Source organism: Sphingosinicella microcystinivorans, from assembly GCF_027941835.1.
Classification (GTDB): Bacteria; Pseudomonadota; Alphaproteobacteria; order Sphingomonadales; family Sphingomonadaceae; genus Sphingosinicella.
The window spans coordinates 1,500,535-1,525,458 of record NZ_CP116005.1 but is presented as its reverse complement, the minus strand read 5'-3'; the positions used below and the strand labels follow the sequence as shown (position 1 = coordinate 1,525,458).

Sequence of the window (24,924 nt, the reverse complement as noted above, 5' to 3'; positions counted from 1 at the left end):
ATGGACGCACGCCGCGCTGAATTGCCGAAGGGCAGGGACCTGCTAAGCGAGATCGACCGGCTGAAGCGGGAACGCAACGCCGTGATCCTCGCGCATTACTATCAGGAGGCCGCGATCCAGGACATCGCCGACTTCGTCGGCGACAGCCTCGACCTGTCGCGCAAGGCCGCCGATACGGACGCCGACGTCATCGCCTTCTGCGGCGTGCGCTTCATGGCGGAGACCGCGAAGATCCTTTCCCCGCAGAAGACCGTGATCCTGCCCGACATGGACGCCGGGTGCAGCCTTGAAGACAGTTGCCCGCCCGAGCAGTTCAAGCGCTTCCGCGAGGCGAACCCGAACCACATCGCACTCACGTACATCAACTGCTCGGCGGCGGTGAAGGCGCTCTCCGACATCATCGTCACCTCGTCGTCGGCCGAGAAGATCATCAGCCAGCTTCCGCCCGAGCAGAAGATCATCTTCGGGCCGGACCGCCACCTCGGCGGCTACCTCTCCCGCAAGTTCGGGCGCGACATGCTGCTGTGGCCGGGCGCCTGCATCGTGCACGAGGCGTTCAGCGAGAAGGAGCTGCTGAAGCTGAAGGCGCAGCACCCCGACGCGCCGGTCGCCGCGCACCCCGAATGCCCCGGCAACATCCTCGACCACGCCGATCTCGTCGGCTCGACGAGCGCGATCCTCAAGTTCGCGCTCGAAAGCCCGGCGGACACCATCATCGTCGTCACCGAGCCGCACATCATCCACCAGATGGAAAAGGCCGCGCCGCACAAGACCTTCATCGGCGCGCCCGGCGCGGACGGGAACTGCTCGTGCAACAACTGCCCGTTCATGGCGCTCAACACGCTCGAAAAGCTCTACCTCGCGCTCCGCGATCTCAAGCCCGAGATCGTGCTCGACGAGGAGACCCGCGTGAAAGCGCTGAAGCCGCTCGAACGGATGCTGGCGATGGCCTCCTCGACGGTCGGGCAGGGCGACATTTCGAGCGTCCGCGTCACCGGCGACTGACGCCGCCCCCGCCCCCACTCGTCATACCGGCCTGCGCCGGTATGACGATGAGAGTATGTCCCGCCTCCCGATCGTCAACCGATTGACCCCGCATTGAATCCGTTTCACTTGATGGGTCCGGCAACAAACGTCTTGGGGACGAACCGAGGCTATGCGTTTTTCCACCCTGTTGATGGCGGCTTTCACTCTGGCGACTGCACCCGCCGCGCACGCGGCCGATGATCCGGACCCCAACCTCTGGCTCGAAGAGGTCGAAGGCGCGCGTGCGCTCGATCAGGTGCGCGCATGGAATGCCGCCACCGAAAAACGCCTGCTGACGGCGAGCCCGGCGTTCAAGGCGCTCCAGACCGAAATGCAGGCGATCCTCGAGGACGACAGCCGCATCGCCGTGCCCGAGGCCATCCTCGGCGACAAGGTGACGAACCTCTGGACCGACGCCAAGAACCCGCAGGGCCTGTGGCGCGTCGCCGACCTCGACGCCTTCGCCGCCGGAAAGCCGGAGTGGCGCACGCTCATCGACCTCGACGCCATGTCGAAGGCGGACGGCCGGACATGGGTATGGAAGGGCGCCGTGTGTCTCGCCCCCGCCTACGCCCGGTGCATGGTCGGGCTCTCCGACGGCGGCTCGGACGCGCTCGTCTACCGCGAGTTCGACATGGAGGCGGGCGTCTTCGTCGACGGCGGCTTCGAGACGCCGCAGGCGAAGGGGGATGTCGCGTGGGTCGATCTCGACCGGCTGATGATCGCCACCGCGCACGGCGGCGACGTCACCGAGTCCGGCTATCCGCGTCAGGTCCGCCTGTGGCGGCGCGGCACGCCGATGGCGGAGGCCGCGCTGCTCGCCGAGGGCAAGAGGGCCGACATGGGCATGGACGCGAGCGCCGGCGCGGGCGAGGGCCGCATGTGGCCGCGCATCACGCGCCATCGCGACTTCTGGACCGCCGAGGTGTTCCACCTGAACCTCGACGGCACGATGATCCGTTCGCCGCTTCCGGATACGGCGACGATCGAGGACATGCTCGGCAGCCGCGTCGTCGCGCTGCTGCACAAGGACTGGACCTACGGCGGCAAGCGTTATGCCGCGGGCTCGCTCGTCGCCTATGACGCGGCGACGCTCGCGGTCGGGCGCACGGCGGCGGTCCAGCAGGTCTACGTGCCTTCCGGCAGACAGGCGATCGAGGCCGTCGCGGCGGGCAGCGGCCGCCTCTACGTGTCGCTGCTGGAGGACGTCGCCGGGCGGCTGATCGCGCTGACGCCTTCCGCGACCGGCTGGACCGCCGAAACCGTGCCCGTGCCGCCGAACAGCGCCGTGACGCTCGCCGCGGCAGGCGGCGGCGCCGGCAGCAGCGACACGGCCTTCTACACGGTCGAGACGTTCGCGAACCCCGAGACGCTGATGGCGGTGCGGGACGGCGTCGCCCCGTCGCGGGTCGCCGCGCTCCGCGCCTTCTTCGACCCCGCCGCGATCCGCGTCGCGCAGCGGTTCGCGACCTCGAAGGACGGCACGCGCATCCCCTATTTCGTCGTGCGCCCGGAGGGCGCGACGGGTCCGCTGCCGACGATCATGCACGCCTACGGCGGCTTCCGCAGCGCGCAGAAGCCGACCTACCTCACCAAGAACCCCTACCAGATCGGCCCCGGCGGGCTGTTCTGGCTGAAGGACGGCGGCAGCTTCGTCATCGCCAACATCCGCGGCGGCGGCGAGTACGGCCCGGCGTGGCACGAGGCGGCGCTGCGCGAGAAGCGGCAGAACAGCTTCGACGATCTCTACGCCGTCGCCGAGGACCTGAAGCGCTCCGGCCTCACGTCGAAGCTCGGCGTGTCGGGCCGCTCGCAGGGCGGGATGCTGGTAGGCGTCGCCATGACGCAGCGGCCGGACCTCTTCGACGCCGTCATCATGGGCGTGCCGCTCGCCGACATGCTGCGCTACCACAGGCTGCTCGCGGGCGCGTCGTGGATGGGCGAGTACGGCAATCCCGACGTACCCGAGGACCGCGCCTTCATCGCGAAGTATTCGCCTTACCGGAACCTCCGCGCGGGCGCGGCCTACCCGCCCGTCATCATCTACACCTCGACGAAGGACGACCGCGTCCACCCCGGCCACGCCCGGAAGTTTGCAGCTCGCCTCGCCGCGCAAGGCCATCTCTTCGACTACTTTGAAAACATCGAAGGCGGCCACGCCGGCACCGCCAACGCCGCCGGGCACGCCTACCGCGCCGCGCTGATGCTGAGCTTCGCGCGGCGGGAACTGATGGGGAAATGAGCATGGGTATCGCAGGCTTCGACACGGACGCCTTCGTGCGCGCGGCACTGGCCGAGGACCTCGGCGATGCGGGCGACATCACCTCCGCCGCCGTGATCCCGGCCGATGCGCGCTTCAACGGCGTCATGGACAGCCGCGACGCCATCGTCGTCGCCGGCCTCGACATCGCCGCCGCCTTCTTCCGCGCGCTCGACCCGGACGTGCGGGTCGAGATGCTGGCCGCAGACGGCGACCGCGTCGCCGCGGGCACGGACCTGATGCGCCTCTCCGGCCTTGCCCGCGCCATGCTCACCGCCGAACGCTCGGCGCTCAACACCGTCCAGCACCTCTCCGGCATCGCGACGCTCACGCGCCGCTACGTCGACGCCATCGCGGGCACGGGCGCGATCCTGCTCGACACGCGCAAGACCATCCCCGGCCTGCGCGTCCTCGAAAAATACGCGGTGCGCATGGGCGGCGCGCAGAACCACCGCATGGGCCTGTGGGACGCCGCGATGATCAAGGACAACCACGTCGCCGTCGCCGGCGGCGTCGCCGAAGCCGTCCGCCGCGCGCGGGACGCGGGCATCGCCAGCATCATCCTGGAGGTCGACCGGCTCGACCAGATCGAGCCCGGCCTCGCGGCGGGCGCGACGCACCTGCTGCTCGACAACATGAGCGTGCCGGACATCAGCGCGGCGGTCGCGCTGGTCGCGGGCCGCGTGCCGATCGAGGCCTCGGGCGGCGTCAACCTCGACACCATCCGCGGCATCGCCGAAACCGGCGTCACCTACGTCTCGGTCGGCCGGATCACGCAGTCCGCGCCCGCCGCCGACATCGGGCTCGACCTTGCGAGCGCCTGAGCGCCTGCTCGTCGCGCTCTGCCTCGCCGCCTGCGGATCGGCTGGCGATTCCACCGGAACCGCGACGGCGGAATGCAACATCCCCGCGAAACTCGATCTGCCGCGCGCCGCGAGCCTGCCGGACACGAAACCCGACGCGCCCGCCGCCGCCTATGTGCTCGCACTGTCGTGGTCGCCGGAATTCTGCCGCTTCCGCAAGGACGCGTCCGCCCACGCGGGCCAGTGCGCGGACAACGACTTCGACTTCATCCTGCACGGTCTCTGGGTGGACAGCGCGGCGGGCGCATCGCCCCGCGCCTGCACGGTCGCGCCGCCCGTGGGCGAGGCGCTCGTCCGCCAGCACTATTGCATGATGCCCTCGGCCCAATTGATGCAGCACCAGTGGGCCGCGCACGGCACATGCGCCTTTTCGAGCGCGGAGGCCTATTTCGGCGCCGCGAAGTCGCTGTGGGACGGCGTGAAGCGGCCCGACCTCCGCCGGCTCCGCGGCGAGACGCTGACCGCCGGCATGGTGCGCGAGGCGTTCGTGAAGGCCAATATCAGCCTGCCGTCCGAAGCCATCGCCGTCGCCCGGAACAACCGCGGCTGGCTCACCGAGGTGCGCCTGTGCATGGACCTCGACTACAACTACGCAGCCTGCCGCGCGCCGGGCGCGGATGACGGCGCGCGCGTGCTCATCTGGCGCGGCGGGTGATCGTGCCTTCCAGCACCGCCGTCTTCGGGTGGTGCCGGTCGAGGTGCTTCCTGATGATGCGGAGGTTGCGCGTGTTCGAGCGGAACACGACGTCCATCGCGTCGCCGAGCAGCGGCACGAAGCCGATCGCGGTGTCGAACAACGTGTTCCCCGCCATGCGCGCGAGGCTCCAGCGCGACATGCCGAGGTTGCGCGCTTCCCAGATGATGTAGGCGGACATCAGCCCGGCGATGATGTCGCCGCCGACCGGCACGAGGCCGAGCACGGCGTCGAGACCGATCTTGTAGTTGATACCCGGGATCGTGATCGACCGTTCGAGCAGCGCCTCCAGCGCCTCGACGCGCGCCCGCACGGCGTGCGGATCGCGCGAGTCGAACCCGGCGCGGGACATGACCTCTTCGAACGCACGCGGGTTGACGCTCACCTTCAGCCTCCAAAGCCTGTGGCTGCGCTATTTGGTGACGACCGCTCCACATGCAAGGCGGGCGCCTGCATTTCCGGCCGGATCGGTGACGCCGTCGTCGGGCTGGGCGTGGACGACCACGGCCGCGCCGTCGGTATCGAGGATCGGCGTTTCGCCGCTGTAGAGCGTCGCGCCTTCGATGCGGGCCTCGATGCGCGCGGTGCCGTCGGCGCCCACCGTGACGTTCGGCAGGTCGCCCTTGTGGTGGCCGTGCTTCTGGTTGGTCGGGTTGAAGTGGGGGCCTGCGGACGTGAAGTCCGGCGGCGTGCACAGGCCGATGCCGTGGACGTGGAACGCATAGGTGCCGGGCGACCAGCCTTCCAGCACGAGCCCGACATCGACGCCGCCCTTCGCCTCGCTGAGCACGGCGCGCCCCTTGGTGGCGCCGTCCTTGTCGAGAAGCTGCGCGTAGGCAGCGGGCGGCGGCGCGGCGGGCGCGGCGGCGGGCTCCTCGGCCTTGCCCGCGCACGCGGCGGCGAGCAGGGCGGCGAACGGAATGGCGGTCGGCGAAACACGCATGGCTGATCTGTCCCCTGAAACGGTCCGGCAGGTCAACGCACGCTAGCGCTTAAGGTTTCGCGTGCAACCTCAATCCATTGTCTTGACGATTTCCTCGACCATCTTCTTGGCGTCGGCGAGGAGCATCATGGTGTTGTCGCGGTAGAACAGCTCGTTGTCGACGCCGGCGTAGCCGACGCCGCCCATCGAGCGCTTGATGAACAGCACGGTCTTCGCCTTCTCGACGTCGAGCACCGGCATACCGTAGATCGGCGAGGACTTGTCGGTCTTCGCCGCCGGATTGGTGACGTCGTTGGCGCCGATCACGAAGGCGACATCGGCCTGCCCGAAATCGGTGTTGATGTCCTCCAGCTCGAACACCTCGTCATAAGGCACGTTCGCCTCGGCGAGCAGCACGTTCATGTGCCCCGGCATACGGCCCGCGACAGGGTGGATCGCATAGCGCACGTCGACGCCGTGCGCCTTCAGCTTGTCACCCATCTCGCGCAGCACGTGCTGCGCCTGTGCCACCGCCATGCCGTAGCCCGGCACGATGATGACCTTTTCGGCGTTCTGCATCAGGAACGCCGCGTCCTCGGCGGAGCCGCGCTTCCACGGCCGGTCGATGGCGGCGGTAGCACCTGCCGGACCGGCTTCGGCGCCGAAGCCGCCCGCGATGACGCTGATGAAGCTGCGGTTCATCGCGCGGCACATGATGTAGCTGAGGATCGCGCCCGAGGAGCCCACGAGCGCGCCGGTGATGATCATCGCCGTGTTCTGCAGCGTGAAGCCCATCGCCGCCGCCGCCCAGCCCGAGTAGCTGTTCAGCATCGAGACGACGACCGGCATGTCCGCGCCGCCGATCGGAATGATGAGCAGGAAGCCGATGAGGAAGCTGAGGCCCGTCACCATCCAGAACACCCACGGGCTCTGGTCGGTGACGAAATAGGCGACGAGGCCGAGGATGGCCGCGAGCGTGCCGAGGTTGATGACGTGCCGGAGCGGCAGCAGGATCGGCGCGCCCGACATGTTGCCGTTCAGCTTCAGGAACGCGATGACGGAGCCTGAAAAGGTGATCGCGCCGATGGCGATGCCGAGCCCCATCTCGATGCGGCTGACCGCGAAGATCTCGCCGTCCGCGCCCGCGATTCCGAATGCCTGCGGGTTGAGGAACGCCGCCGCCGCCACCAGCACCGCAGCCATGCCGACGAGGCTGTGGAACGCCGCGACGAGCTGCGGCATCGCCGTCATGGCGATGCGCCGCGCGACGACGAAGCCGATGCCGCCGCCGAGGATGATCGCGGCCGCGATCTCCGGCAGCGAGGCGATCTCGTGCGTGGCGAGCGTCGTGGCGACGGCAATGCCCATGCCGATCATGCCGTTGCGGTTGCCCGCGCGGCTCGTCTCGGGCGAGGACAGGCCCCGAAGGGCGAGGATGAAGAGGACCCCGGAAACGAGGTAGGCGAGAAGCGCCCAGGCCGGGAGCGCAGCGACGGCGTGTTCCATCGGTGCTTAGCCCTTCTTCTCTTTTTTCTTGTACATGGCGAGCATCCGCTGCGTGACCGCGAAGCCGCCGAAGATGTTGACGCTGGCGAGCGCCACCGCGACGAGGCCGAGCCACTTGGCGACGCCCGAACCGGCGGACAGGCTCGCGATGAGCGCGCCGACGATGATGACGGACGAGATCGCGTTCGTCACCGCCATCAGCGGCGTGTGCAGCGCCGGGGTGACGGACCAGACCACGTAGTAGCCGACGAAGCACGCCAGCACGAAGATCGACAGGATCGAGATGAAGTCCATGTGACTAGCCCCCCAGCACCGGATGCACGGCCTTGCCGTCCTTGGTCAGCCGCACGCCCTTCACGATCTCGTCGTCGTCGGGAAGCACGGGCGCCTTGGTTTCCTTGTCCCAGAACGCGGACAGGAAGTTGAACAGGTTGCGCGCGTAGAGCAGCGAGGCGTCGGAGGCGAGGCGCGACGGCACGTTCCGGTGCCCGACGATCTTGACGCCGTGCTTCACCACGATCTCGCCCGCCACCGCGCCTTCCACGTTGCCGCCCGCCTCGACCGCGAGGTCGACGATCACGCCGCCCGGCCGCATCGTGGCGATCTGCGCGTCACTGACGAGGCGCGGCGCCGCGCGACCCGGAATCAGCGCGGTGGTGATGACGATGTCCTGCTTCGCGATGTGCGACGACACCAGCTCGGCCTGCGCGGCCTTGTATTCGTCGGACATCTCGGTGGCGTAGCCGCCCGAGCCCTCGCCCTCGATACCCTTCACGGCCTCGACGAAGATCGGCTTCGCGCCGAGCGAGAGGATCTGCTCCTTCGTCGCCGAGCGCACGTCGGTCGCCGAGACCTGCGCGCCGAGCCGCCGCGCCGTCGCGATCGCCTGAAGTCCCGCGACGCCGACGCCCATGATGAACACCTTCGCGGCCGAGACCGTGCCCGCCGCCGTCATCATCATCGGGAAGGCGCGGCCGTATTCCGCCGCAGCGTCGAGCACCGCCTTGTATCCGGCCAGGTTCGACTGCGAGGAGAGCACGTCCATCGACTGCGCGCGCGTGATGCGCGGCATCAGTTCCATGGCGAGCGCCTCGTAGCCCGCCGCCGCATAGGCCTTCGCGCGCTCCGGGTTCGCCGCGGGCGCGTGCATCGCCGCCACGAGCGCACCGGGTGCAGCCCCTGCGAGCGCCGATGGCTCCGGTGCCTGCACGCCGAGCACGATGCCCGCGTTCTTCAGCACCGCGGCACGGTCGCCCACCTCCGCGCCCGCCGCCGCATAGTCGGCGTCCGCGATCCCCGAGGCGAGGCCAGCGCCTGCTTCCACGGCCACGCTCGCGCCCAGACCGATGAACTTCTTCACCGTCTCGGGGCTTGCAGCAACGCGGCGCTCAAAATCGGCGGTCTCAAGGAGGACCGCGATGCGAACCGGCTGTGTCACGGAACGGCTAGTTGTAGAGGAAAACGAGCATGCCGAGCAGCACGAGCACGATCGCGGCCGTGCCATACTTCAGCATTGCAAGGAAACCCGCGTAGGTCTTGGCGTGATCCTTCATCGCCTTGTCGGTGTACGAGCTGTTCTGCGCCATATGTACGTCCCCCATCCGGACCTGAATTCGGCCCGTTCATAACGACCCGCGCCCCGGTGTGAAGCAAAATATGCGCGGGCGTGCAGAAGCTGATCTTAACGCGATCGAAAGAAACTGTGCCGTATCGAGACATTCGGGTCAATTTAGGCGAGCGAAAGCAGGGACGTGGCGAAACAGACCGTCCTTATCGTGGATGACGAAACGAGCCAGCGGCGCATCACGGAGACCGTGGCGGCGCGGGCCGGGTACGCCACGCTCGAGGCGGAGCATGGCCAGGCCGCGCTCGACCTGCTGACGGGTGCGCGCGGCAAGTCCATCGACGCGGTGATTCTCGACTACAACATGCCGGGCAAGACCGGCATCGAGGTTTTGCGCGAACTGCGCCCGCAATTCCCGCAGCTTCCCGTCATCATGCTGACCGCCCATTCGAGCGTTTCCACCGCCGTCGAGGCGATGCGCGCGGGCGCGAGCGATTTCCTGCTGAAACCGGCGAGTCCGGACCGCATCACCCGCGCCCTTGCAAGCGCGCTCGACCACAAGGCGCCCGGCGGCGAACTCCGCCCGCTGACCGAAAAGCTGCCCGACTCTTTGGGCTTCGCCGAGATCGTCGGCAGCGATGCCGGTTTCCGCGCCGCGCTCGCGGTGGCCGAGAAGGCGGCGCAGAAGAACGTGCCGATCCTCGTCGAGGGCGAAAGCGGCGTCGGCAAGGAGGTCGTCGCGCAGGCGGTCCACACCGCCTCGCCGCGCAAGGACAAGCCGCTCGTCATCGTCAACTGCGGGGCGATCCCCGCCAATCTCGTCGAATCGGTGCTGTTCGGCCACGAGAAGGGCGCGTTCACGGGCGCCGTGGAAAAGCATGTCGGCCGCTTCGGCGAGGCGGACGGCGGCACGCTGTTTCTCGACGAGATCGGCGAACTGCCCCTCGACGCGCAGGTGAAGCTGCTGCGCGCGCTGCAAACCGGACAGATCGAGCCGGTGGGTAGCCGGGGCCACGTGACCGTCGACGTCCGGCTGATCGCCGCGACCAACCGCAACCTCGCCGAGGAGGTGCGCGAGGGCCGCTTCCGCGAGGACCTGTTCTACCGGCTCGGCGTCGTGCCCGTCACCATTCCGCCGCTGCGTGCGCGGCGCGGCGACATCGCGGCGCTCGCCCGCCATTTCGTCCGCCGTCTCGGCGCCGAGGAGGGCGTCAGCGCCCGCGATCTTTCCGAGGACGCGCTGGCACTGCTGGAGGCTTACGACTGGCCCGGCAACGTCCGCCAGCTCCAGAACGCGCTGTTCCGCGCCGCCGTGCTCTGCGACGGCGCGCGGCTCACCGCCCTCGACTTCCCGCAGCTTGCAGGCGTCGCCACGCCGAAACGCACGGCGCAGCCCGCACCGGCGCGGGCTGCGCTGTCCGACCTTTCGGCCGAGGTCTCCCTGTTCGGGGACGACGGCAAGCTCCGCCGCCTCGAGGACCTCGAGGCCGAGATCATCCGCAAGGCGATCCACCATTGCCGGGGCCGCATGAGCGAGGTGGCGCGCCGCCTCGGCATCGGCCGCTCGACGCTCTACCGCAAGCTCGGCGAAATGGCCGTGACCGACGACGTCGACCGTGACGACGACGTCAGGAATGTCGCCTGAACCGCGGGAAACGTGGTTTCAGCGGCTGCCGCCGCGCATTGCCCCCTTGATGTTTTGCCATTCGTCCCTGATCTTCACATCAGGCGGCGGATGTTTCGCCGCATCGCAGGAGTGATGAATGCCCGCCTTTGCCCGCGAGCTCGAGCATACGCTTCACAACGCCCTCGCCGAAGCGAGCCGGCGGCGGCATGAATATGCCACGCTCGAACACCTGCTGTTCGCGCTGATCGGCGACAGCCACGCCTCTGCGGTGATGAAGGCCTGCGGCGTCGATCTCGACCAGCTCGGCGAGGAGCTGACCGGCTATCTCGACAAGGAGCTGGAGCCGCTGCGCGCCAGCGATCAGGTCGATCCCAATCCCACCGCCGGCTTCCAGCGCGTCGTGCAGCGCGCCATCCTGCACGTGCAGTCCTCGGGCCGCGACGAGGTGACGGGCGCGAACGTCCTCGTCGCGCTGTTCTCCGAACGCGAGAGCCACGCCGTCTATTTCCTCCAGCAGCAGGACATGACGCGGCTCGACGCGGTCTCGTATCTCAGCCACGGCATCGCCAAGTCGCCCTCGCTCTCCGAGCCGCGCGCGGTGCGCGGCGCCGACGAGCCCGCCGAGGAGGCGAAGGACAAGGGCAACGCCAAGAAGCCCGCGGATTCGCCGCTCAAGCAGTTCTGCGTGAACCTCAACGACAAGGCGCTCTCCGGCAAGGTCGACCCGCTGATCGGCCGCGCCGCCGAGGTCGACCGCACGATCCAGATCCTGTGCCGCCGTTCCAAGAACAACCCGCTCTACGTGGGCGATCCCGGCGTCGGCAAGACCGCGATCGCGGAAGGGCTCGCGCGCAAGATCGTCGAGGGCGACGTGCCCGACGTGCTGAAGGACGCGGTGATCTACGCGCTCGACATGGGCGCGCTGCTTGCGGGCACACGCTACCGCGGCGACTTCGAGGAGCGGCTGAAGGGCGTCGTCACCGAGCTCGAGAAGATGCCCGAGGCGATCCTGTTCATCGACGAGATTCACACCGTGATCGGCGCGGGCGCCACCTCGGGCGGCGCGATGGATGCCTCGAACCTTCTGAAGCCGGCGCTTTCGGGCGGCGCGATCCGCTGCATCGGCTCGACGACCTACAAGGAGTTCCGCAACCACTTCGAGAAGGACCGCGCGCTGCTGCGCCGGTTCCAGAAGATCGACGTCAAGGAACCTTCGATCGAGGACACCGTGCGCATCCTCCTCGGCCTCAAGACCTATTTCGAGGAGCACCACAAGGTCCGCTACACCAACGAGGCCGTGAAGACGGCGGTGGAGCTGTCGGCGCGCTACATCAACGACCGCAAGCTGCCCGACAAGGCGATCGACGTGATCGACGAGGTCGGCGCCTCGCAGATGCTGCTGCCGCCCGCCCGGCGCAAGAAGGTGATCGGCGTGAAGGACGTCGAGGCTGTCGTCGCGACGATCGCGCGCATCCCGCCGAAATCGGTCTCCTCCGACGACAAGAAGGTGCTGGCGACGCTGGAGCAGGACCTGAAGCGCGTCGTGTTCGGGCAGGACAAGGCGATCGAGACGCTGTCCTCAGCGATCAAGCTGTCCCGCGCGGGCCTTCGCGAGCCCAACAAGCCGATCGGCAACTACCTGTTCTCCGGCCCCACCGGCGTCGGCAAGACCGAGGTCGCGCGCCAGCTCGCCTCGATCCTCGGCATCCCGCTGCACCGCTTCGACATGTCGGAATACATGGAGCGCCACTCGGTGAGCCGCCTGATCGGCGCGCCTCCGGGCTATGTCGGCTTCGATCAGGGCGGGCTGCTGACGGACGCCATCGACCAGAACCCGCACTCGGTGCTGCTGCTCGACGAGATCGAGAAGGCGCACCCGGACCTGTTCAACATCCTCCTTCAGGTGATGGACGCGGGCAAGCTGACCGACCACCACGGCAAGACGGTGGATTTCCGCAACGTCATCCTCATCATGACGACGAACGCGGGCGCCGCCGACATGGCGAAGGAAGGCATCGGCTTCGGCTCCACCGTGCGCGTCGGCGAGGACGAGGAAGCCATCAAGCGCATGTTCACGCCCGAATTCCGCAACCGTCTCGATGCGACCGTGCCGTTCGACTATCTGCCGACGCCGGTCGTCGCGATGGTCGTCGACAAGTTCATCCTCGAGCTCGAACTCCAGCTCGCCGACCGCGACGTCCACATCAAGCTTTCGGACGAGGCGAAGAGCTGGCTGATCGAGCGCGGCTACGACAGGCTCTACGGCGCGCGCCCGCTCGCCCGCCTGATCCAGTCGACGATCAAGCAGCCGCTTGCCGAGGAGCTGCTGTTCGGCAAGCTGGTGAACGGCGGCGAGGTGGTCGTCCACATCAAGGACGACAGGCCGTCGTTCGAGATCATGGCCGCGGCGCCGAAGCCGCGCGCGACCAAGAAGGGCAAGACGAAGGGCGGGAAGAAAACCGTCGATGCATGACGAGCCGCCAGCGCGCGAAGAAACAGGCGAAGACAGGCCGGTCAACCGCCGGAACCTGATGATCGTCCTCGGCGGTCTCGGCGCCCTGTTGCTGCTGTCCAATATCGACGGCCCGAGCTTCGGCTTCGGGGACGACGACAAGGGTCATCGTGCCGCGGTCATTCTGGATAAGAAGGGCGACGCGATCGACGCCAAGGCGGACCGCATCGAGGCGGCCATCGAAAAGCGTCTGGAAGCCGTCGCCGAACGGATCGAGGCCGCCGAATCGAGCGCCAAGGTCGACGAGGACGAACTCGACGCCGCCATCGACGAACTCCGTGACGGCAATCCGGAGCGCTTCCTGAAGGCTATCGAGACGCTTTGACCGTGCCTCGCCCGCGCTCGCGGGCGGGTCAGGCGCGCCAGCTGCCGTCGAGCAGCTTGATGATCCCCGAGAAGTCCTTCGCCGCGCCGCCGAGGTTGGAGAAGGCCTGATAGAGCGCCTCCGCCTGCGCGCCCATCGGCGTCGCGGCGTTCGCCGCCGCCGCCGCCTCCATCGCCAGCTTCAGGTCCTTCAGCATCAGCGCGGCGGCGAAACCGCCCTCGTAGTCGCGGTTGGACGGCGCGGCGGGCACGGGGCCGGGCACCGGGCAATAGCTCGTCATCGACCAGCACTGGCCGCTCGCCTTCGAGGAGATGTCGAAGAACACCTGCGGGTCGAGCCCGAGCTTCTCGGCGAGCGCGAACGCCTCGCACGTGCCGATCATCGAGATGCCGAGCAGCATGTTGTTGCAGATCTTCGCGGCCTGCCCCGCGCCCGCGCCGCCCGCGTGGATCACCGCCTTGCCCATGCGCGCGAGGATCGGCTCGGCGCGCGCGAACGCTTCAGCCGCGCCGCCGACCATGAAGGTGAGCGTACCGCCGGAGGCCGCCGCGACGCCGCCCGAGACCGGCGCATCGACCATCGCGAACCCCTTCGCGGTCGCCGCCTCCACGACCTTGCGCGCCGTCGCCACGTCGATCGTCGAGCAGTCCATGAACAATGCGTCCGGCTTCGCCGCACCGAACACGTCACCGTTGTAGACGGCCTCGACGTGCTTGCCCGCGGGCAGCATCGTCACCACCGCGTCGGCGCCCGAAACGGCTTCGGCGGCGCTCGCCGCAACGGTGCAGCCGTCGCCCTTGGCACGCGCGAGCGCATCGGCGCTGAGATCGAAGGCGCGCACGACGTATCCCGCCTTCGCAAGGTTCGCCGCCATGCCCGAGCCCATGTTGCCGAGCCCGATGAACGCGATTGTCTCCGCCATACCGATCTCCCCTTCGTCTTCTCGATGGGCACGGTCTAGCCATGCGGAGCGGCAAAAGAAAAGGCCCGGCGCGTCGAAACGCACCGGGCCTTTTTGCAGTCCGTGGCTGCGAAAATGCTACTCGCGGTTGCCGAACAGCTGCAGCAGGAACATGAACATGTTGATGAAGTCGAGGTAGAGCGACAGCGCGCCCATCACCACCGCCTTGCCGACGAAGTCGCTGCCCGCGACCTGGAAGTACATGTTCTTGATGCGCTGCGTGTCGTAGGCGGTGAGCCCCGCGAAGATCAGCACGCCGATCACCGAGATGGCGAACTGCATCACCGACGAGCCGAGGAAGATGTTCACCACGCTCGCGATGATGAGGCCGATGAGGCCCATCACGAGGAAGGTGCCGAAGCCCGACAGGTCCTTCTTCGTCGTGTAGCCGAACAGGCTGAGGCCCGCGAAGGCGCCCGCCGTGATGAAGAACATGCGCGCGATCGACGTGCCCGTGAAGGTCAGGAAGATCGTCGACAGCGACAGGCCCATCACCGCCGCGAACGCCCAGAACACGCCCTGCGCGGCCGGGGTGGACAGGCGGTTGATGCCGAAGCTCAGCACCATCACGAAGCCGAGCGGCGCCAGCATCAGCACCCAAGCGAGCAGCCCGCCCTGCGCGAAGACCTGCGCGGCCATGCCGCTGTTCGCGAACAGCAGGGCGACGATGCCCGAAAGCAGCACGCCGGAGGCCATGTAATTGTAGACCGACAGCATGTATTTACGAAGGCCGGCATCGAAAACGACACCTTCGGCCGTTGTCGCCGGGCGACCGTAAGCCAGGCGAGGATCCGTCTGGTTCACCATTTCATCCACTCTCCCATTTGCCGGGTCATCCGGCTTGCCCCGGCAATATCGGGTGGTTTTGCCGCAGCTTCAAGGAAAACCGGACGAATTCACTATAAATTCCTGAGCGCACGTGCCGGACGCGCGCCGAGCGCGCTCCACGATCCGACGAGGCTGAGCAGCAGAATCGCCGCCGCGCCGAGCACGACGGTGAGGACCACCGGCGGCCAGACCGGCAGCCAGTCCAGCTCGAAAACCTGCGTCACCACGTACCAGCCGCCGGCCGTGCCGAGCGCGAAGGCGATGGCCGAGAGGATGAGCGCGAGCAGCGCATATTCGGCGAGCAGGCTGAGAAGCACCTGGCCCCGCGTCGCGCCCAGCACCTTCAGCATCACCGAATCATAGATGCGCGCGCGCCGCGCCGCCGCGATCGCGCCGACGAGGACGGCGATCCCCGCCGCGATCGCGACCGAGGCGGCGGCGCGCACCGCCGTCGACATCTGGCCGAGCAGCGCCCCCGCGTTCGCGATGACGTCGCCGACGCGGATCACGGAGGCGGACGAGAAGGCCCGCACCACGGCGCGCGAGACGGCGGGCACCTCATCGGGCGAAACGACGACCGTCGCCATATAGCTGTGCGGCGCGCTTTCGATGAGGCCGGGCGAATAGACGAGCGCGAAGTTGAAGCCGAGCGAATCCCAGTTGATCTCGCGGAAGCTCGCGATGGTCGCGGGAAGATCGACGCCGAGCACCGAGACGGTGATGGTGTCGCCGACCTTGAGCCCGAGCGCCTCGCCCACCTCCGCGTCCAGCGAGACGAGCTGCGGCCCGGCGTAGTCCTCCGGCCACCATTCGCCGGAAACGATGCGGTTCCCGTCCGGCAGTCCCTGCGAATAGGTGAGGCCCCGGTCGCCGCGCAGGATCCACGCACCTTCGGGCACGTCCTTCATTTCCGAGACGAGCGTGCCGTTCACGGCGACGACCGGCCCGCGCAGCGAGGGCACGATGCGGATCGAGGCGCCGGGCGCCGCGTCCAGCACGGTTTTCCTGAACGCGTCGGCCTCGCCCGCGGGAATGTCCACGACGAACAGGCTCGGCGCCTCGCGCGGCAGGGCCTCGTCGATCTGGCGCGAGAGGTTGGTTTCGATGACGGCGAGCGTCGCGAACAGCGTGAGGCCGAGGCCGAGCGCCACCACGAGCTGCCGCGTCATCGAGCCGGGCCTGTGCAGGTTGCCGAACGCGAGCCGCAGGAGCGGCTGCTTCGGGCGCGGCAGGCGCGCGGCAAGCGCGCGGATGCCGAGCGCAAGGACCGCGAGCAGCGCCATGAGCCCGAGGGCTGCGGCGATGAACGCGGCGGCGAACAGCGGCTCGCGCGCCTGCGCGACGGCGATGGCGGCGATCACGAGCGCAGCCCCGAAGCTGAGCAGGACGACGTCCAGCGGCGGACGGGCGATGCGCTCGACACCCGCGCGGAACAGGCGGGCGGCGGGAACGTCGCGCGCCTTCGCGAGCGGCCAGATCGCGAAAGCGGCCGCCGCAAGCAGGCCGTAGAGGATCGCTGTGACGAGGGGCAGGGGATAGAGGCCGAGTTCGGGCGGCACCGGGAGCGCGTCGCCCGCGAACGCCACCACGACCGCCGGCACGAACGCGCCCGCCGCGGCGCCCAGAACGACCGCGCCGAGCGCGACCAGCCCCACCTCGATCATGTAGATGCGGAAAATCGTCCGCGAATCCGCGCCGACGCTTTTCAGCGCCGCGATCGAACGCGTCTTGCCGTCGAGGTAGGAGCCGACGCCGTTGCCGACGCCGACCCCGGCGACGAGCAGCGCCGTGAGGCCCACGAGGGTCAGGAACTGGCCGAGCCGCTCGATGAAGCGCCGCGTGCCGGGCGCGCCGTTCGAGCGGTCCTGTATGCGCCATGCCGCGTCCGGGAAGCGTGTGTTCAGCGTATCCGTCACGGATTCGGGGGAAACATCGGACGGCAGTTTCAGGCGGTAATGCGTGCGATAAAGGCTCCCCGGCTGGCGAAGCCCGGTTTGCCCGAGCGTTTCCATCGACATCAGCAGCGTCGGCCCGAGCGTGAAGCCTTCGCCGACCTTGTCCGGCTCCTCGGCGAGCACGCCGCTGATACCCACGCGCGCGTCGCCGATCGTCACCGTGTTGCCGACACGCGCGCCGAGCCGGTCGAGCGCCGCCTGATCGACGACGAGGCCGTTCGCCTTCAGGGCGTCCGCCAGCGGCAGGCCGCTTTCGAGGCGCACATTGCCGTAGAAGGGATAGGTGCCGTCCACGGCCTTGAGTTCGCCGAGCACGCTTTCGGCGCCGTCGAGGCGGCTCGCCATTGCGCGCATCCGCACCACTTCGCCGACGCTGCCGAAGCTGCGCAGCGCCGCCATCTCGGCGTCGCTCGCCTGCCGCTGCGTCAGCGTCACCTCGACATCGCCGCCGAGGATCGACTGGCCCTTTTCGGAGAGCGACGTGACGATGGCGGTGGAGAGGCTGCCGACGCCCGCGAGCGCGGCGACGCCGAGGAACAGGCACACGGCAAGCAGCCGCAGGCCCGCAAGCCCGCCGCGCAGGTCGCGGAGCGCCAGCTTGAGGGGGAGGTTCAAGCAGCAGCCTCGCTCGCCGCGCGGTCACGCACGATCCGGCCGTCGCGCATCTCGACGATGCGGCCGCAGCGCGCCGCAAGCTCCGTGTCGTGGGTGATCAGCACCAGCGTCGTGCCCTGCGCCCGCTGCCGCTCGAACAGCAGCTCGACGATCTCGTGGCCGGTGGCAGTGTCGAGGTTGCCGGTGGGCTCGTCGGCGAAGAGGATGCCGGGGCGCGGCGCGGTGGCGCGCGCGATGGCGACGCGCTGCTGCTCGCCGCCCGAAAGCTGCGAAGGGTAGTGCGTCAGCCGGTGGCCGAGGCCGACCGCCTCCAGCTCGGCGCGGGCGCGCGCCTCGGCATCAGGGGCGCCGCCAAGCTCCAGCGGCACCGAGACGTTCTCGAGCGCGGTCATCGTCGGCAGCAGGTGGAACGCCTGCAGCACGATGCCAATGCGGCCGCGCCGCGCGCGGGCGAGCCCGTCCTCGTCGAACGCGCCGAAATCCTGCCCCGCAACGCCGATACGGCCGCCGCTCGCGCGCTCAAGGCCGGAGAGCACCGCCATCAGCGAGGACTTGCCAGACCCCGAAGGCCCGAGGATCGCGACACTTTCGCCGCGCGCCACCGACAGGCTGACGCCGCGCAGGATTTCGACCGCGCCCGCCCCTTCACCGAGCGTGAGGGTGACATCGCGCGCATCAATCACGATATTGGAAGGCGACAGGGAGATATCGTTCAAGGGGATCCGCTTTGTCCGGTTCGTGCAAGTCCCGTATCTATGGGGATGCCGCGCGCTTTGTCCAAGCCGCGATTGCCGCTTTTCTGCTGTTGTTCGTCGGCGCGAGTCCGTCGCTTGCCGAAACGCGCGTCATCGTCGCCTACGGCGATTCGCTGATGGCGGGGTATCAGCTGAAGCCGGGCGAGGGCTTCGCGCCGCAGCTCGAAAAGGCGCTGAAGGCGAAGGGCATTTCCGCGCGCGTGGTGAGCGGCGCGGTTTCCGGCGACACCACCGCCGCGGGCAAGGCGCGCACGGCGTGGGTGCTCGGCGGGCTCAAGGCGAAGCCCGATCTCGTCATCCTCGGCCTCGGCGCCAACGACATGCTGCGCGGCCTGCCGCCCGCCGAGGCGCGCGCCAACCTCGATGCGATGATCGCCGAGTTCAAGAAGCGCGGCAGCAAGGTGCTCCTCGCCGGGATGCTGGCCGCGCCCAACATGGGGAAGGCCTACGCGGCGGACTTCAACGGCATGTACCCGGCGCTGGCGAAGAAGCACGCCGTGCCGCTCTACCCGTTCTTCATGAAGGGCGTCGTCGCGAACAAGGCGCTGCTGCTCGGCGACGGGATGCACCCCAATCCGAAAGGCGTCGCCGTGATCGTGCAGGGCATATTGCCGAGCGTCGAGGCGGCGCTCCGCTAGTGCACCGCCTGTTCGTCGGCATCGACCTGCCGCAGCAGGTGAAGGCGGCGCTCACCGCGCGCATGGGCGGCGTGCTCGGCGCACGCTGGCAGAGCGCGGCGCAGCTCCACCTGACGCTGCGCTTCATCGGCACCGTCGATACGCACACCGCCAATGCCGCCGCCGAGGCGCTGGCGACGATCCGCACGCGCGCGTTCGACCTGTCCATCGGCCGCCCCGGCATTTTCGAGCGCAAGGGCCGCGTCGAGACCCTGTGGGTCGGCGTCGAGCCGCAGGAGCCGGTGAAGGCGCTGCACAACAAGGTCGACCGCGCGCTCCAGCTTGTCGGCATCGCGCCCGAAACGCGAAGCTATCTGCCCCACATCACGCTGGCGCGTTTCTCCGGCACGGCGGGTCCGCTCGACGCGTTCCTGCGCGAGGGCTTCCCGCCCGTGTCGTTCACCGTCGACGCGATCAGCCTGTTCGAAAGCCGCCTCACCACCGAGGGCGCGGACTACAATGTCGTCGCGCGCTGGCCGCTGATCGCCTGAAGCAGGGCGCGGGCACCGCTCTCCACGAGCCGGAAGGTCTCGGCGAAGCCGTCGTCGCCGCCGTAGTAGGGGTCGGGCACGTCGCCGCCCCCGACATGGTCGAGAAGCCGCGACAGCCGCGCCCGCGCGCCGTCCGGCTGCATCGCCAGAAGGTCGGCAAGGTTCTGCGCGTCCATCGCAACGATATGGTCGAAGCTATGGAAGTCCTCCGCCGTCACCTGCCGCGCGCGCAGCATCGAGATGTCGAGCCCCTGCCGCAGCGCCTCCGCCTGCGCGCGCGGATCGGGCGCGCGGCCGATGTGCCAGTCGCCGGTCCCCGCGCTGTCGATGTGGACGGCCGCCGCCTCGATCTCCACCAGCCGCCGCATCGCCCCCTCGGCGAGCGGCGAGCGGCAGATGTTGCCTAGGCAAACGAACAGGACCGAGGTCGTCATCGCGATTTCCATGCTTTCCATTGCGGGCCCCTGTGTTAGCCACGGGGCAAACGCTCCGGCAAGGGGTGCGTCTCGAAACCGGGGAGAGGGTCGGGCGGATGAACGATGCGGCGGCGCTTCTCGAGGCGCGCAAGGGGGAGGTCGGCGGGCCCTACGCCTGGTATGTGCTCGGCGTGCTCGTGCTCGTCTACGTGCTCAACTTCGTCGACCGCCAGATCATCTCGATCCTCGCGGAGGACATCAAGGCCGACCTCGGCGTCACCGACGCCGATATGGGCTTCCTCTACGGCACGGCCTTCGGCGTGTTCTACTCGCTGTTCGGCATCCCGCTCGGGCGGCTCGCGGACATGTGGTATCGCGGCCGCCTGATGACGATCGGGCTTTCGGTCTGGTCGGCGATGACGGCGCTCTCCGGCTTCGCGCAGAACTTCGGCCAGCTCGCCGCGGCGCGCATCGGCGTCGGCATCGGCGAGGCGACGGCGAGTCCCTGCGCTTTCTCGATCATCTCGGACTATTTCCCGAAGCAGAAACGCGCCACCGCGCTCGCCATCTATTCGAGCGGGCTCTACATCGGCGGCGGCCTGTCGCTGTTCATCGGCGGGCTCATCGTGCAAAGCTGGAACAGCGCGTTTCCGGGCGGCGGCCCCCTCGGCCTCGTCGGCTGGCAGGCGGCTTTCCTCGCCGTCGGCCTGCCGGGGCTGCTGCTGGCGCTGTGGGTGCTCACCCTGCGCGAGCCGCTGCGCGGCATGTCCGAGGGCATATTGAGCCCGCCCGAACCGTCGCCGTGGCCGAAGTTCTTCACCGAGCTGTCGAGCGTCATCCCGCCGTTCACGCTGGTGCAGGCCGCGCGCAGCGGCGCGCGCGCGTTCGCGGTCAACCTCGCCGGGCTCGCCGCCGTCGTGCTCGGCGCGGCCGCGATGATCGCGCTCACCGGCGACATGCTGCAATGGAGCGCCATCGGCATCGGCTGCTATTCCGTCTTCTCGTGGTCGCAGTCGCTGAAGCGCCGCGACCTTCCGACCTACCGGCTGATCTGGGGCACGCCGACGTTCCTGCTCGCCATCCTCGGCTTCGGCTCGATCGCGTTCGTCACCTATGCGGTCAGCTTCTGGTCCGCGCCCTATGCGATCCGCACCTTCGGCGCGGACCCGGCGATCGTCGGCCTCATCATCGGCGGCGTCGGCGCGGCGGGCGGCTTCATCGGCGTGATCGCGGGCGGACGCCTCGCCGACTGGGCGAGAGCGCGCTGGCAGGCGGGCGACATCCTCGTCGCAGCGCTCGGCGTGCTGATCCCTGCGCCGCTGATGCTCGTCGTCTACACGACGGAAAGCCTCACGATCTTCTATCTGGCGTTCGCGCCGATGGCGACCGTCAACAGCTGCTGGGTGGGCATCGCCGCGGCGACCAGCCAGAACCTCGTGCTGCCGCGGATGCGCGGCGCGGCGACCGCGACCTACTTCCTCGGAACCACCCTCGTCGGGCTCGGTCTCGGGCCTTACTTTGCGGGCAAGATGTCGCTCGTCACCGGCAGCCTCGGCACGGGTATCCTCTGCCTGCTCGTCGCCGCGCCGGTGACGCTCGTCTGCCTCTGGTTCGTCTGGCGCCGGCTTCCGCACGCCGAAGCGACACGCGTGGAACGCGCCGCCGCCGCTGGAGAAGTCTACGCCGGGCAAGCCTGACGCTTTATCCAGAATTGCGCAGGCGCCGAAACAGCGCCACTCTTGCGGCTGCTTGCAGGACTCGGGGGAGATTTACATGTCCGGATACGACTATATCGTCGTCGGCGCGGGTTCGGCGGGCTGCGTGCTCGCGAACCGCCTGTCCGCGGACCCCGGCACGCGCGTGCTACTCGTCGAGGCCGGCGGCAAGGATAGCTCCTTCCTCATCCACATGCCGGGCGGGCTTTCCAAGATCATCCCGCCCGAGAACGCGCACGAGACCAACTGGTGCTTCTGGACAGAACCGCAGAAGCATCTGGACGGCCGCCGCCTCTACTGGCCGCGCGGGCGCGTGCTCGGCGGCTCCTCGTCGATCAACGGCATGGTCTATATCCGCGGCCACGCCAGCGACTACGACCGCTGGGCGCAGATGGGCTGCACCGGCTGGGGCTGGGACGACATCCTGCCCTACTTCCGCCGCTCCGAGGCGAGCGAGCGCGGCGCAGACGACTACCACGGCGGCGATGGCCCGCTCCACACCGGCCGCCGCTGCCTGCCGAGTCCGCTCATCGACGCCTTCATCAGGGCGGCGGCGGAAGCGGGCCATCCCGTCACCGACGATTTCAACGGGCCGCAGCTCGAAGGCGCAGGGCGCTACGATTCGACGATCAAGGACGGCGAGCGCTGGTCCGCGGCGAAGGGTTATCTCAAACCCGTCCTCGACCGTCCGAACCTCGACGTCCTCACCGACGTGCTCGTCGAGCGCGTGACGTTCGACGGCCGCCGGGCGACCGGCATCGCCTACCGGAAGGACGGCAAGGCGGAGACGGTGGCAGCGCGCGAGACGATCGTCTGCGGCGGCGCCGTGAATTCGCCGCAACTGCTGATGCTCTCCGGCGTCGGGCCCGCTGCGCACCTCGCCGAACACGGCATCGCGGTGGTGCATGACGCGCCGGATGTCGGCGGCAACCTTCAGGACCACCTCGACATGCTCGTGCAGTGGACGTGCACGCAGCCGATCACGCTCAACAGGAACGCCGGCATCCACAACAAGCTGATCGCGCTCGGCAAGTGGATGCTGCGCCGCGACGGCTCGGGGGCCTACATGCCGACCCCGGCGGGCGCGTTCCTCTCCACCCGTCCCGGCCTCGCCGCGCCGGACATCCAGATTCACTTCATGCCCGTGCTCGGCGAGCCGCACGGCCGCGGCACGCTCGGGCGCCAGCACGGCTATGCCATGCACATGTGCCAGTTGCGCCCCGAAAGCCGCGGCACGATCCGTCTCAAGTCCGCGGGCCCCGCCGCGCACCCGGCGATCGACCCCAATTACCTCTCCGCGCCGGGCGACCTCGAAACCATTCTCGCGGGCATCGAGATCACGCGGAACATCGGGCGGATGCCCGCGCTCACGCCGTTCCGCGGCAAGGAGGTCTGGCCCGGCGAGGGCGTCACTGCGCGCGAGGACGTGGTAACGGCGCTGAAGGCGTGGGGCGAGACCATCTATCACCCCATCGGCACCTGCCGCATGGGCGCGGACGAGCGCTCGGTCGTCGATACGCGGCTTGCCGTGCGCGGCGTCTCCGGCCTGCGCGTCGTCGACGCCTCGGTGATGCCGACGCTCATTTCAGGGAACACCAACGCACCGACGATCGCGATCGCGGAAAAGGCCGCCGACATGATCCTTGCGGATGCCCGGCAGGCGCTCGCGGCATGATCGAACCGTTCGAAATCCCGGTCGAGGCCGAGGAGGCGGAATGGGTCCGCCGCCGCGTCGAGGCCTTCCGCTTCTTCGAGGAACCCGAGGACGCCGGCTGGCGCTACGGCGCGAACCGCGCCTATCTCGAACGGCTGCGCGACTACTGGCTCACCGGGTTCGACTGGCCCGCGGCCGTCGCCCGCCTCAACCGGCATCCGCACGTTCGCGCCGAGGTGCTGCCGGGCTTCCGCCTGCACTGCATCCACAAGCGGTCCTCGCGCCCCGATGCGAAGCCGCTGCTCATCGCGCACGGCTGGCCGGGGTCGATCCTCGAATTCGATGCGATCATCGAACGGCTCGCGGAACCCGAGGACGGCTCACCCGCCTTTCACGTGGTCGCCCCCTCGCTCCCCGGCTACGCGTGGTCGGACAAGCCGAAATCGCCCATCGGCCCGCGCGCCGTCGCGAAGCTCTACGACGGCCTGATGGGTCTGCTCGGCTACGACCGCTACATCTATCAGGGCGGCGACTGGGGCAGCGTCATCGGCGGCTGGATCGGCCTCGATTCCGCGCGCGTCACGGCGATCCACCTGAACGGCTTCGGCCTGCGCCCGGCGAACATGCAGCCGACCACGCAGGAAGAGGAGCTCTGGCTGAAATGGGCGCTGCAGATCCGCGCCACCGAAACCGCCTATCTCCAGCTTCAGGGCACCAAGCCGCAAAGCCTCGCCTACGCGATGATGGATTCGCCGATGGGCGTCGCCGCATGGCTCGCCGAGAAATTCTGCGGCTGGAGCGATGCGGGCACGCACAACCCTGAGCCGCCGTTCAGCATGGATCAGATGCTCACCAACATCATGATCTACCTCTCGACGCGCAGCTTCCACACGGCGACGTGGATCTATCGCGGCCTGTTCGACGAAGGCGGCTTCACGATTCCGGACGGGCGGCGCATCGAGGTGCCGACAGGCGTCGCCGCCTTCCCGCACGACCTGCTCGCCTTCCCGCCGCGCGCGATGGCCGAGCGCGGCTACAACGTCGTCCACTGGACGAAGATGCCGCGCGGCGGCCACTTCGCCAGCCTCGAGGAGCCCGAACTGTTCCTCGCCGACCTCAGAACATTCGTCGCCGCGCTGTAACCAACCTCTCCCTCGATGGGAGAGGATACGAAGCCTTCCCGCCGCAGGCAGCGTAGGCGAAGTTGGTGAGGGTGACGCGGCGAGGTGAGAGTGATACGGCTAGATCACCGACGAAGAAAGATTGAGCCCGCCCGCACGGCGCACCCGCTCCGAGATCGAAACGCCAATCCTGTCACCGAGCAGCACGATCTCGCCGCGCGCGATCAGTTCGTCGTTCGCGTAGATCCACACGGGGTCGTCGCGGCGCGCATCGAGGTCGATCACGGCGCCGCGCCCCATCTTCAGGAGCTGGCGGATCGGCATCTGCTTGCTGCCGATCACGACCGAAATCTCGACCTTGATCCTTTCGATAACGCTCATGACCGCCTATCTGCGCTTCGGGTTTGGGGCATGATGCGCCGGATAGGGTTAGAACG

General features: G+C 68.7%; 24 protein-coding genes. 12 read left to right on the top strand and 12 right to left on the bottom strand.

Annotated elements, in window-relative coordinates; genetic code table 11:
- From nadA to PE061_RS07450, 4 genes are all read left to right on the top strand, one after another.
- Positions 1-1,005 carry a quinolinate synthase NadA gene (nadA, locus tag PE061_RS07465; protein ID WP_271258469.1) on the top strand — a complete coding sequence of 335 codons (1,005 nt, stop codon included), beginning with the start codon at positions 1-3 and terminating at the stop codon, positions 1,003-1,005.
- A 151-nt stretch (positions 1,006-1,156) separates the two neighbouring features.
- Positions 1,157-3,268 carry a prolyl oligopeptidase family serine peptidase gene (locus tag PE061_RS07460; protein WP_271258468.1) on the top strand — a complete coding sequence of 704 codons (2,112 nt, stop codon included), beginning with the start codon at positions 1,157-1,159 and terminating at the stop codon, positions 3,266-3,268.
- Positions 3,265-4,110 (top strand): carboxylating nicotinate-nucleotide diphosphorylase, encoded by an 846-nt coding sequence (nadC, locus tag PE061_RS07455; protein WP_271258467.1) that lies wholly within the window; start codon positions 3,265-3,267, stop codon positions 4,108-4,110. Before PE061_RS07460 ends, nadC begins: the two co-directional genes overlap by 4 nt.
- Complete coding sequence (locus PE061_RS07450) at positions 4,097-4,804, top strand: ribonuclease T2 family protein (RefSeq protein WP_271258466.1); 708 nt, start codon at positions 4,097-4,099, stop codon at positions 4,802-4,804. Before nadC ends, PE061_RS07450 begins: the two co-directional genes overlap by 14 nt.
- Here the strand turns inward: PE061_RS07450 and PE061_RS07445 are convergent.
- The 6 genes from PE061_RS07445 to PE061_RS07420 all read right to left on the bottom strand — a co-directional run bounded on the left by PE061_RS07445 (position 4,785) and on the right by PE061_RS07420 (position 8,857).
- On the bottom strand, positions 4,785-5,195 hold the full coding sequence (locus PE061_RS07445; RefSeq protein ID WP_271259150.1) for a DUF4112 domain-containing protein: 411 nt from the start codon (positions 5,193-5,195) through the stop codon (positions 4,785-4,787). The genes PE061_RS07450 and PE061_RS07445 overlap by 20 nt on opposite strands.
- Before the next feature lie 60 nt (positions 5,196-5,255).
- Positions 5,256-5,786 (bottom strand): superoxide dismutase family protein, encoded by a 531-nt coding sequence (locus PE061_RS07440; RefSeq protein WP_271258465.1) that lies wholly within the window; start codon positions 5,784-5,786, stop codon positions 5,256-5,258.
- A gap of 69 nt (positions 5,787-5,855) precedes the next feature.
- Entirely contained in the window at positions 5,856-7,271 is a 1,416-nt protein-coding gene (locus PE061_RS07435; RefSeq protein ID WP_271258464.1) for an NAD(P)(+) transhydrogenase (Re/Si-specific) subunit beta, read from the bottom strand.
- Between the two features lie 6 nt (positions 7,272-7,277).
- Positions 7,278-7,565 carry a proton-translocating transhydrogenase family protein gene (locus PE061_RS07430; protein WP_271258463.1) on the bottom strand — a complete coding sequence of 96 codons (288 nt, stop codon included), beginning with the start codon at positions 7,563-7,565 and terminating at the stop codon, positions 7,278-7,280.
- A gap of 4 nt (positions 7,566-7,569) precedes the next feature.
- Positions 7,570-8,709, bottom strand: a complete 1,140-nt coding sequence (locus tag PE061_RS07425; protein ID WP_271258462.1) for an NAD(P) transhydrogenase subunit alpha — start codon at positions 8,707-8,709, stop codon at positions 7,570-7,572.
- Between the two features lie 7 nt (positions 8,710-8,716).
- Complete coding sequence (locus PE061_RS07420) at positions 8,717-8,857, bottom strand: aa3-type cytochrome c oxidase subunit IV (RefSeq protein ID WP_271258461.1); 141 nt, start codon at positions 8,855-8,857, stop codon at positions 8,717-8,719.
- A gap of 165 nt (positions 8,858-9,022) precedes the next feature.
- On the opposite strand from PE061_RS07420, the gene PE061_RS07415 reads away from it, so the two are divergent.
- The 3 genes from PE061_RS07415 to PE061_RS07405 all read left to right on the top strand — a co-directional run bounded on the left by PE061_RS07415 (position 9,023) and on the right by PE061_RS07405 (position 13,299).
- Positions 9,023-10,480, top strand: coding sequence for a sigma-54-dependent transcriptional regulator (locus tag PE061_RS07415; protein ID WP_271258460.1), 1,458 nt, complete (start codon positions 9,023-9,025; stop codon positions 10,478-10,480).
- Positions 10,481-10,598: 118 nt separating this feature from the next.
- A complete protein-coding gene (gene clpA, locus PE061_RS07410; RefSeq protein ID WP_271258459.1) occupies positions 10,599-12,935 on the top strand; it encodes an ATP-dependent Clp protease ATP-binding subunit ClpA in 2,337 nt (778 codons plus the stop codon).
- Positions 12,928-13,299, top strand: a complete 372-nt coding sequence (locus PE061_RS07405) for a hypothetical protein (RefSeq protein WP_271258458.1) — start codon at positions 12,928-12,930, stop codon at positions 13,297-13,299. The genes clpA and PE061_RS07405 overlap by 8 nt, the downstream gene beginning before the upstream one ends.
- 28 nt (positions 13,300-13,327) lie before the next feature.
- Here PE061_RS07405 and mmsB read toward each other — a convergent pair whose 3' ends face one another.
- From mmsB to PE061_RS07385, 4 genes are all read right to left on the bottom strand, one after another.
- Entirely contained in the window at positions 13,328-14,221 is an 894-nt protein-coding gene (gene mmsB, locus PE061_RS07400) for a 3-hydroxyisobutyrate dehydrogenase (RefSeq protein WP_271258457.1), read from the bottom strand.
- A 117-nt stretch (positions 14,222-14,338) separates the two neighbouring features.
- On the bottom strand, positions 14,339-15,067 hold the full coding sequence (locus tag PE061_RS07395) for a Bax inhibitor-1 family protein (protein ID WP_271258456.1): 729 nt from the start codon (positions 15,065-15,067) through the stop codon (positions 14,339-14,341).
- Positions 15,068-15,159: 92 nt separating this feature from the next.
- Positions 15,160-17,658 (bottom strand): ABC transporter permease, encoded by a 2,499-nt coding sequence (locus PE061_RS07390; RefSeq protein ID WP_271258455.1) that lies wholly within the window; start codon positions 17,656-17,658, stop codon positions 15,160-15,162.
- The gene (locus PE061_RS07385; protein WP_420794394.1) at positions 17,655-18,359 is read right to left on the bottom strand and encodes an ABC transporter ATP-binding protein; all 705 of its coding nucleotides are present in this window, start codon (positions 18,357-18,359) and stop codon (positions 17,655-17,657) included. The genes PE061_RS07390 and PE061_RS07385 overlap by 4 nt, the downstream gene beginning before the upstream one ends.
- Before the next feature lie 26 nt (positions 18,360-18,385).
- On the opposite strand from PE061_RS07385, the gene PE061_RS07380 reads away from it, so the two are divergent.
- Together PE061_RS07380 and thpR are read left to right on the top strand one after the other, a co-directional pair.
- Entirely contained in the window at positions 18,386-19,051 is a 666-nt protein-coding gene (locus PE061_RS07380) for an arylesterase (protein ID WP_336297021.1), read from the top strand.
- The gene (gene thpR, locus PE061_RS07375) at positions 19,051-19,581 is read left to right on the top strand and encodes an RNA 2',3'-cyclic phosphodiesterase (RefSeq protein WP_271258453.1); all 531 of its coding nucleotides are present in this window, start codon (positions 19,051-19,053) and stop codon (positions 19,579-19,581) included. Before PE061_RS07380 ends, thpR begins: the two co-directional genes overlap by 1 nt.
- Here thpR and PE061_RS07370 read toward each other — a convergent pair.
- Entirely contained in the window at positions 19,545-20,036 is a 492-nt protein-coding gene (locus tag PE061_RS07370; RefSeq protein WP_271258452.1) for a low molecular weight protein-tyrosine-phosphatase, read from the bottom strand. The genes thpR and PE061_RS07370 overlap by 37 nt on opposite strands.
- Before the next feature lie 77 nt (positions 20,037-20,113).
- On the opposite strand from PE061_RS07370, the gene PE061_RS07365 reads away from it, so the two are divergent.
- The 3 genes from PE061_RS07365 to PE061_RS07355 all read left to right on the top strand — a co-directional run bounded on the left by PE061_RS07365 (position 20,114) and on the right by PE061_RS07355 (position 24,508).
- Positions 20,114-21,694: a spinster family MFS transporter gene (locus tag PE061_RS07365; RefSeq protein WP_271258451.1), complete on the top strand. Its 1,581-nt coding sequence runs from the start codon at positions 20,114-20,116 to the stop codon at positions 21,692-21,694.
- Between the two features lie 76 nt (positions 21,695-21,770).
- Positions 21,771-23,387, top strand: a complete 1,617-nt coding sequence (locus tag PE061_RS07360; protein WP_271258450.1) for a GMC family oxidoreductase — start codon at positions 21,771-21,773, stop codon at positions 23,385-23,387.
- The gene (locus tag PE061_RS07355) at positions 23,384-24,508 is read left to right on the top strand and encodes an epoxide hydrolase family protein (RefSeq protein WP_271258449.1); all 1,125 of its coding nucleotides are present in this window, start codon (positions 23,384-23,386) and stop codon (positions 24,506-24,508) included. Before PE061_RS07360 ends, PE061_RS07355 begins: the two co-directional genes overlap by 4 nt.
- A gap of 99 nt (positions 24,509-24,607) precedes the next feature.
- Here the strand turns inward: PE061_RS07355 and PE061_RS07350 are convergent, their stop codons facing one another.
- Positions 24,608-24,868 (bottom strand): FliM/FliN family flagellar motor switch protein, encoded by a 261-nt coding sequence (locus PE061_RS07350; RefSeq protein WP_271258448.1) that lies wholly within the window; start codon positions 24,866-24,868, stop codon positions 24,608-24,610.
- Positions 24,869-24,924: the final 56 nt, after the last annotated feature.

What these genes read in the sequence shown, in the direction of transcription:
- nadA (WP_271258469.1), top strand. Translation starts at nt 1, where the DNA reads ATGGACGCACGCCGCGCTGAATTGCCGAAGGGCAGGGACCTGCTAAGC.
- PE061_RS07460 (WP_271258468.1), top strand. Translation starts at nt 1,157, where the DNA reads ATGCGTTTTTCCACCCTGTTGATGGCGGCTTTCACTCTGGCGACTGCA.
- nadC (WP_271258467.1), top strand. Translation starts at nt 3,265, where the DNA reads ATGAGCATGGGTATCGCAGGCTTCGACACGGACGCCTTCGTGCGCGCG.
- PE061_RS07445 (WP_271259150.1), bottom strand. Translation starts at nt 5,195, where the DNA reads ATGTCCCGCGCCGGGTTCGACTCGCGCGATCCGCACGCCGTGCGGGCG.
- PE061_RS07440 (WP_271258465.1), bottom strand. Translation starts at nt 5,786, where the DNA reads ATGCGTGTTTCGCCGACCGCCATTCCGTTCGCCGCCCTGCTCGCCGCC.
- PE061_RS07435 (WP_271258464.1), bottom strand. Translation starts at nt 7,271, where the DNA reads ATGGAACACGCCGTCGCTGCGCTCCCGGCCTGGGCGCTTCTCGCCTAC.
- PE061_RS07430 (WP_271258463.1), bottom strand. Translation starts at nt 7,565, where the DNA reads ATGGACTTCATCTCGATCCTGTCGATCTTCGTGCTGGCGTGCTTCGTC.
- PE061_RS07420 (WP_271258461.1), bottom strand. Translation starts at nt 8,857, where the DNA reads ATGGCGCAGAACAGCTCGTACACCGACAAGGCGATGAAGGATCACGCC.
- clpA (WP_271258459.1), top strand. Translation starts at nt 10,599, where the DNA reads ATGCCCGCCTTTGCCCGCGAGCTCGAGCATACGCTTCACAACGCCCTC.
- PE061_RS07405 (WP_271258458.1), top strand. Translation starts at nt 12,928, where the DNA reads ATGCATGACGAGCCGCCAGCGCGCGAAGAAACAGGCGAAGACAGGCCG.
- mmsB (WP_271258457.1), bottom strand. Translation starts at nt 14,221, where the DNA reads ATGGCGGAGACAATCGCGTTCATCGGGCTCGGCAACATGGGCTCGGGC.
- PE061_RS07395 (WP_271258456.1), bottom strand. Translation starts at nt 15,067, where the DNA reads ATGGTGAACCAGACGGATCCTCGCCTGGCTTACGGTCGCCCGGCGACA.
- PE061_RS07370 (WP_271258452.1), bottom strand. Translation starts at nt 20,036, where the DNA reads ATGGAAAGCATGGAAATCGCGATGACGACCTCGGTCCTGTTCGTTTGC.
- PE061_RS07365 (WP_271258451.1), top strand. Translation starts at nt 20,114, where the DNA reads ATGAACGATGCGGCGGCGCTTCTCGAGGCGCGCAAGGGGGAGGTCGGC.
- PE061_RS07360 (WP_271258450.1), top strand. Translation starts at nt 21,771, where the DNA reads ATGTCCGGATACGACTATATCGTCGTCGGCGCGGGTTCGGCGGGCTGC.
- PE061_RS07355 (WP_271258449.1), top strand. Translation starts at nt 23,384, where the DNA reads ATGATCGAACCGTTCGAAATCCCGGTCGAGGCCGAGGAGGCGGAATGG.
- PE061_RS07350 (WP_271258448.1), bottom strand. Translation starts at nt 24,868, where the DNA reads ATGAGCGTTATCGAAAGGATCAAGGTCGAGATTTCGGTCGTGATCGGC.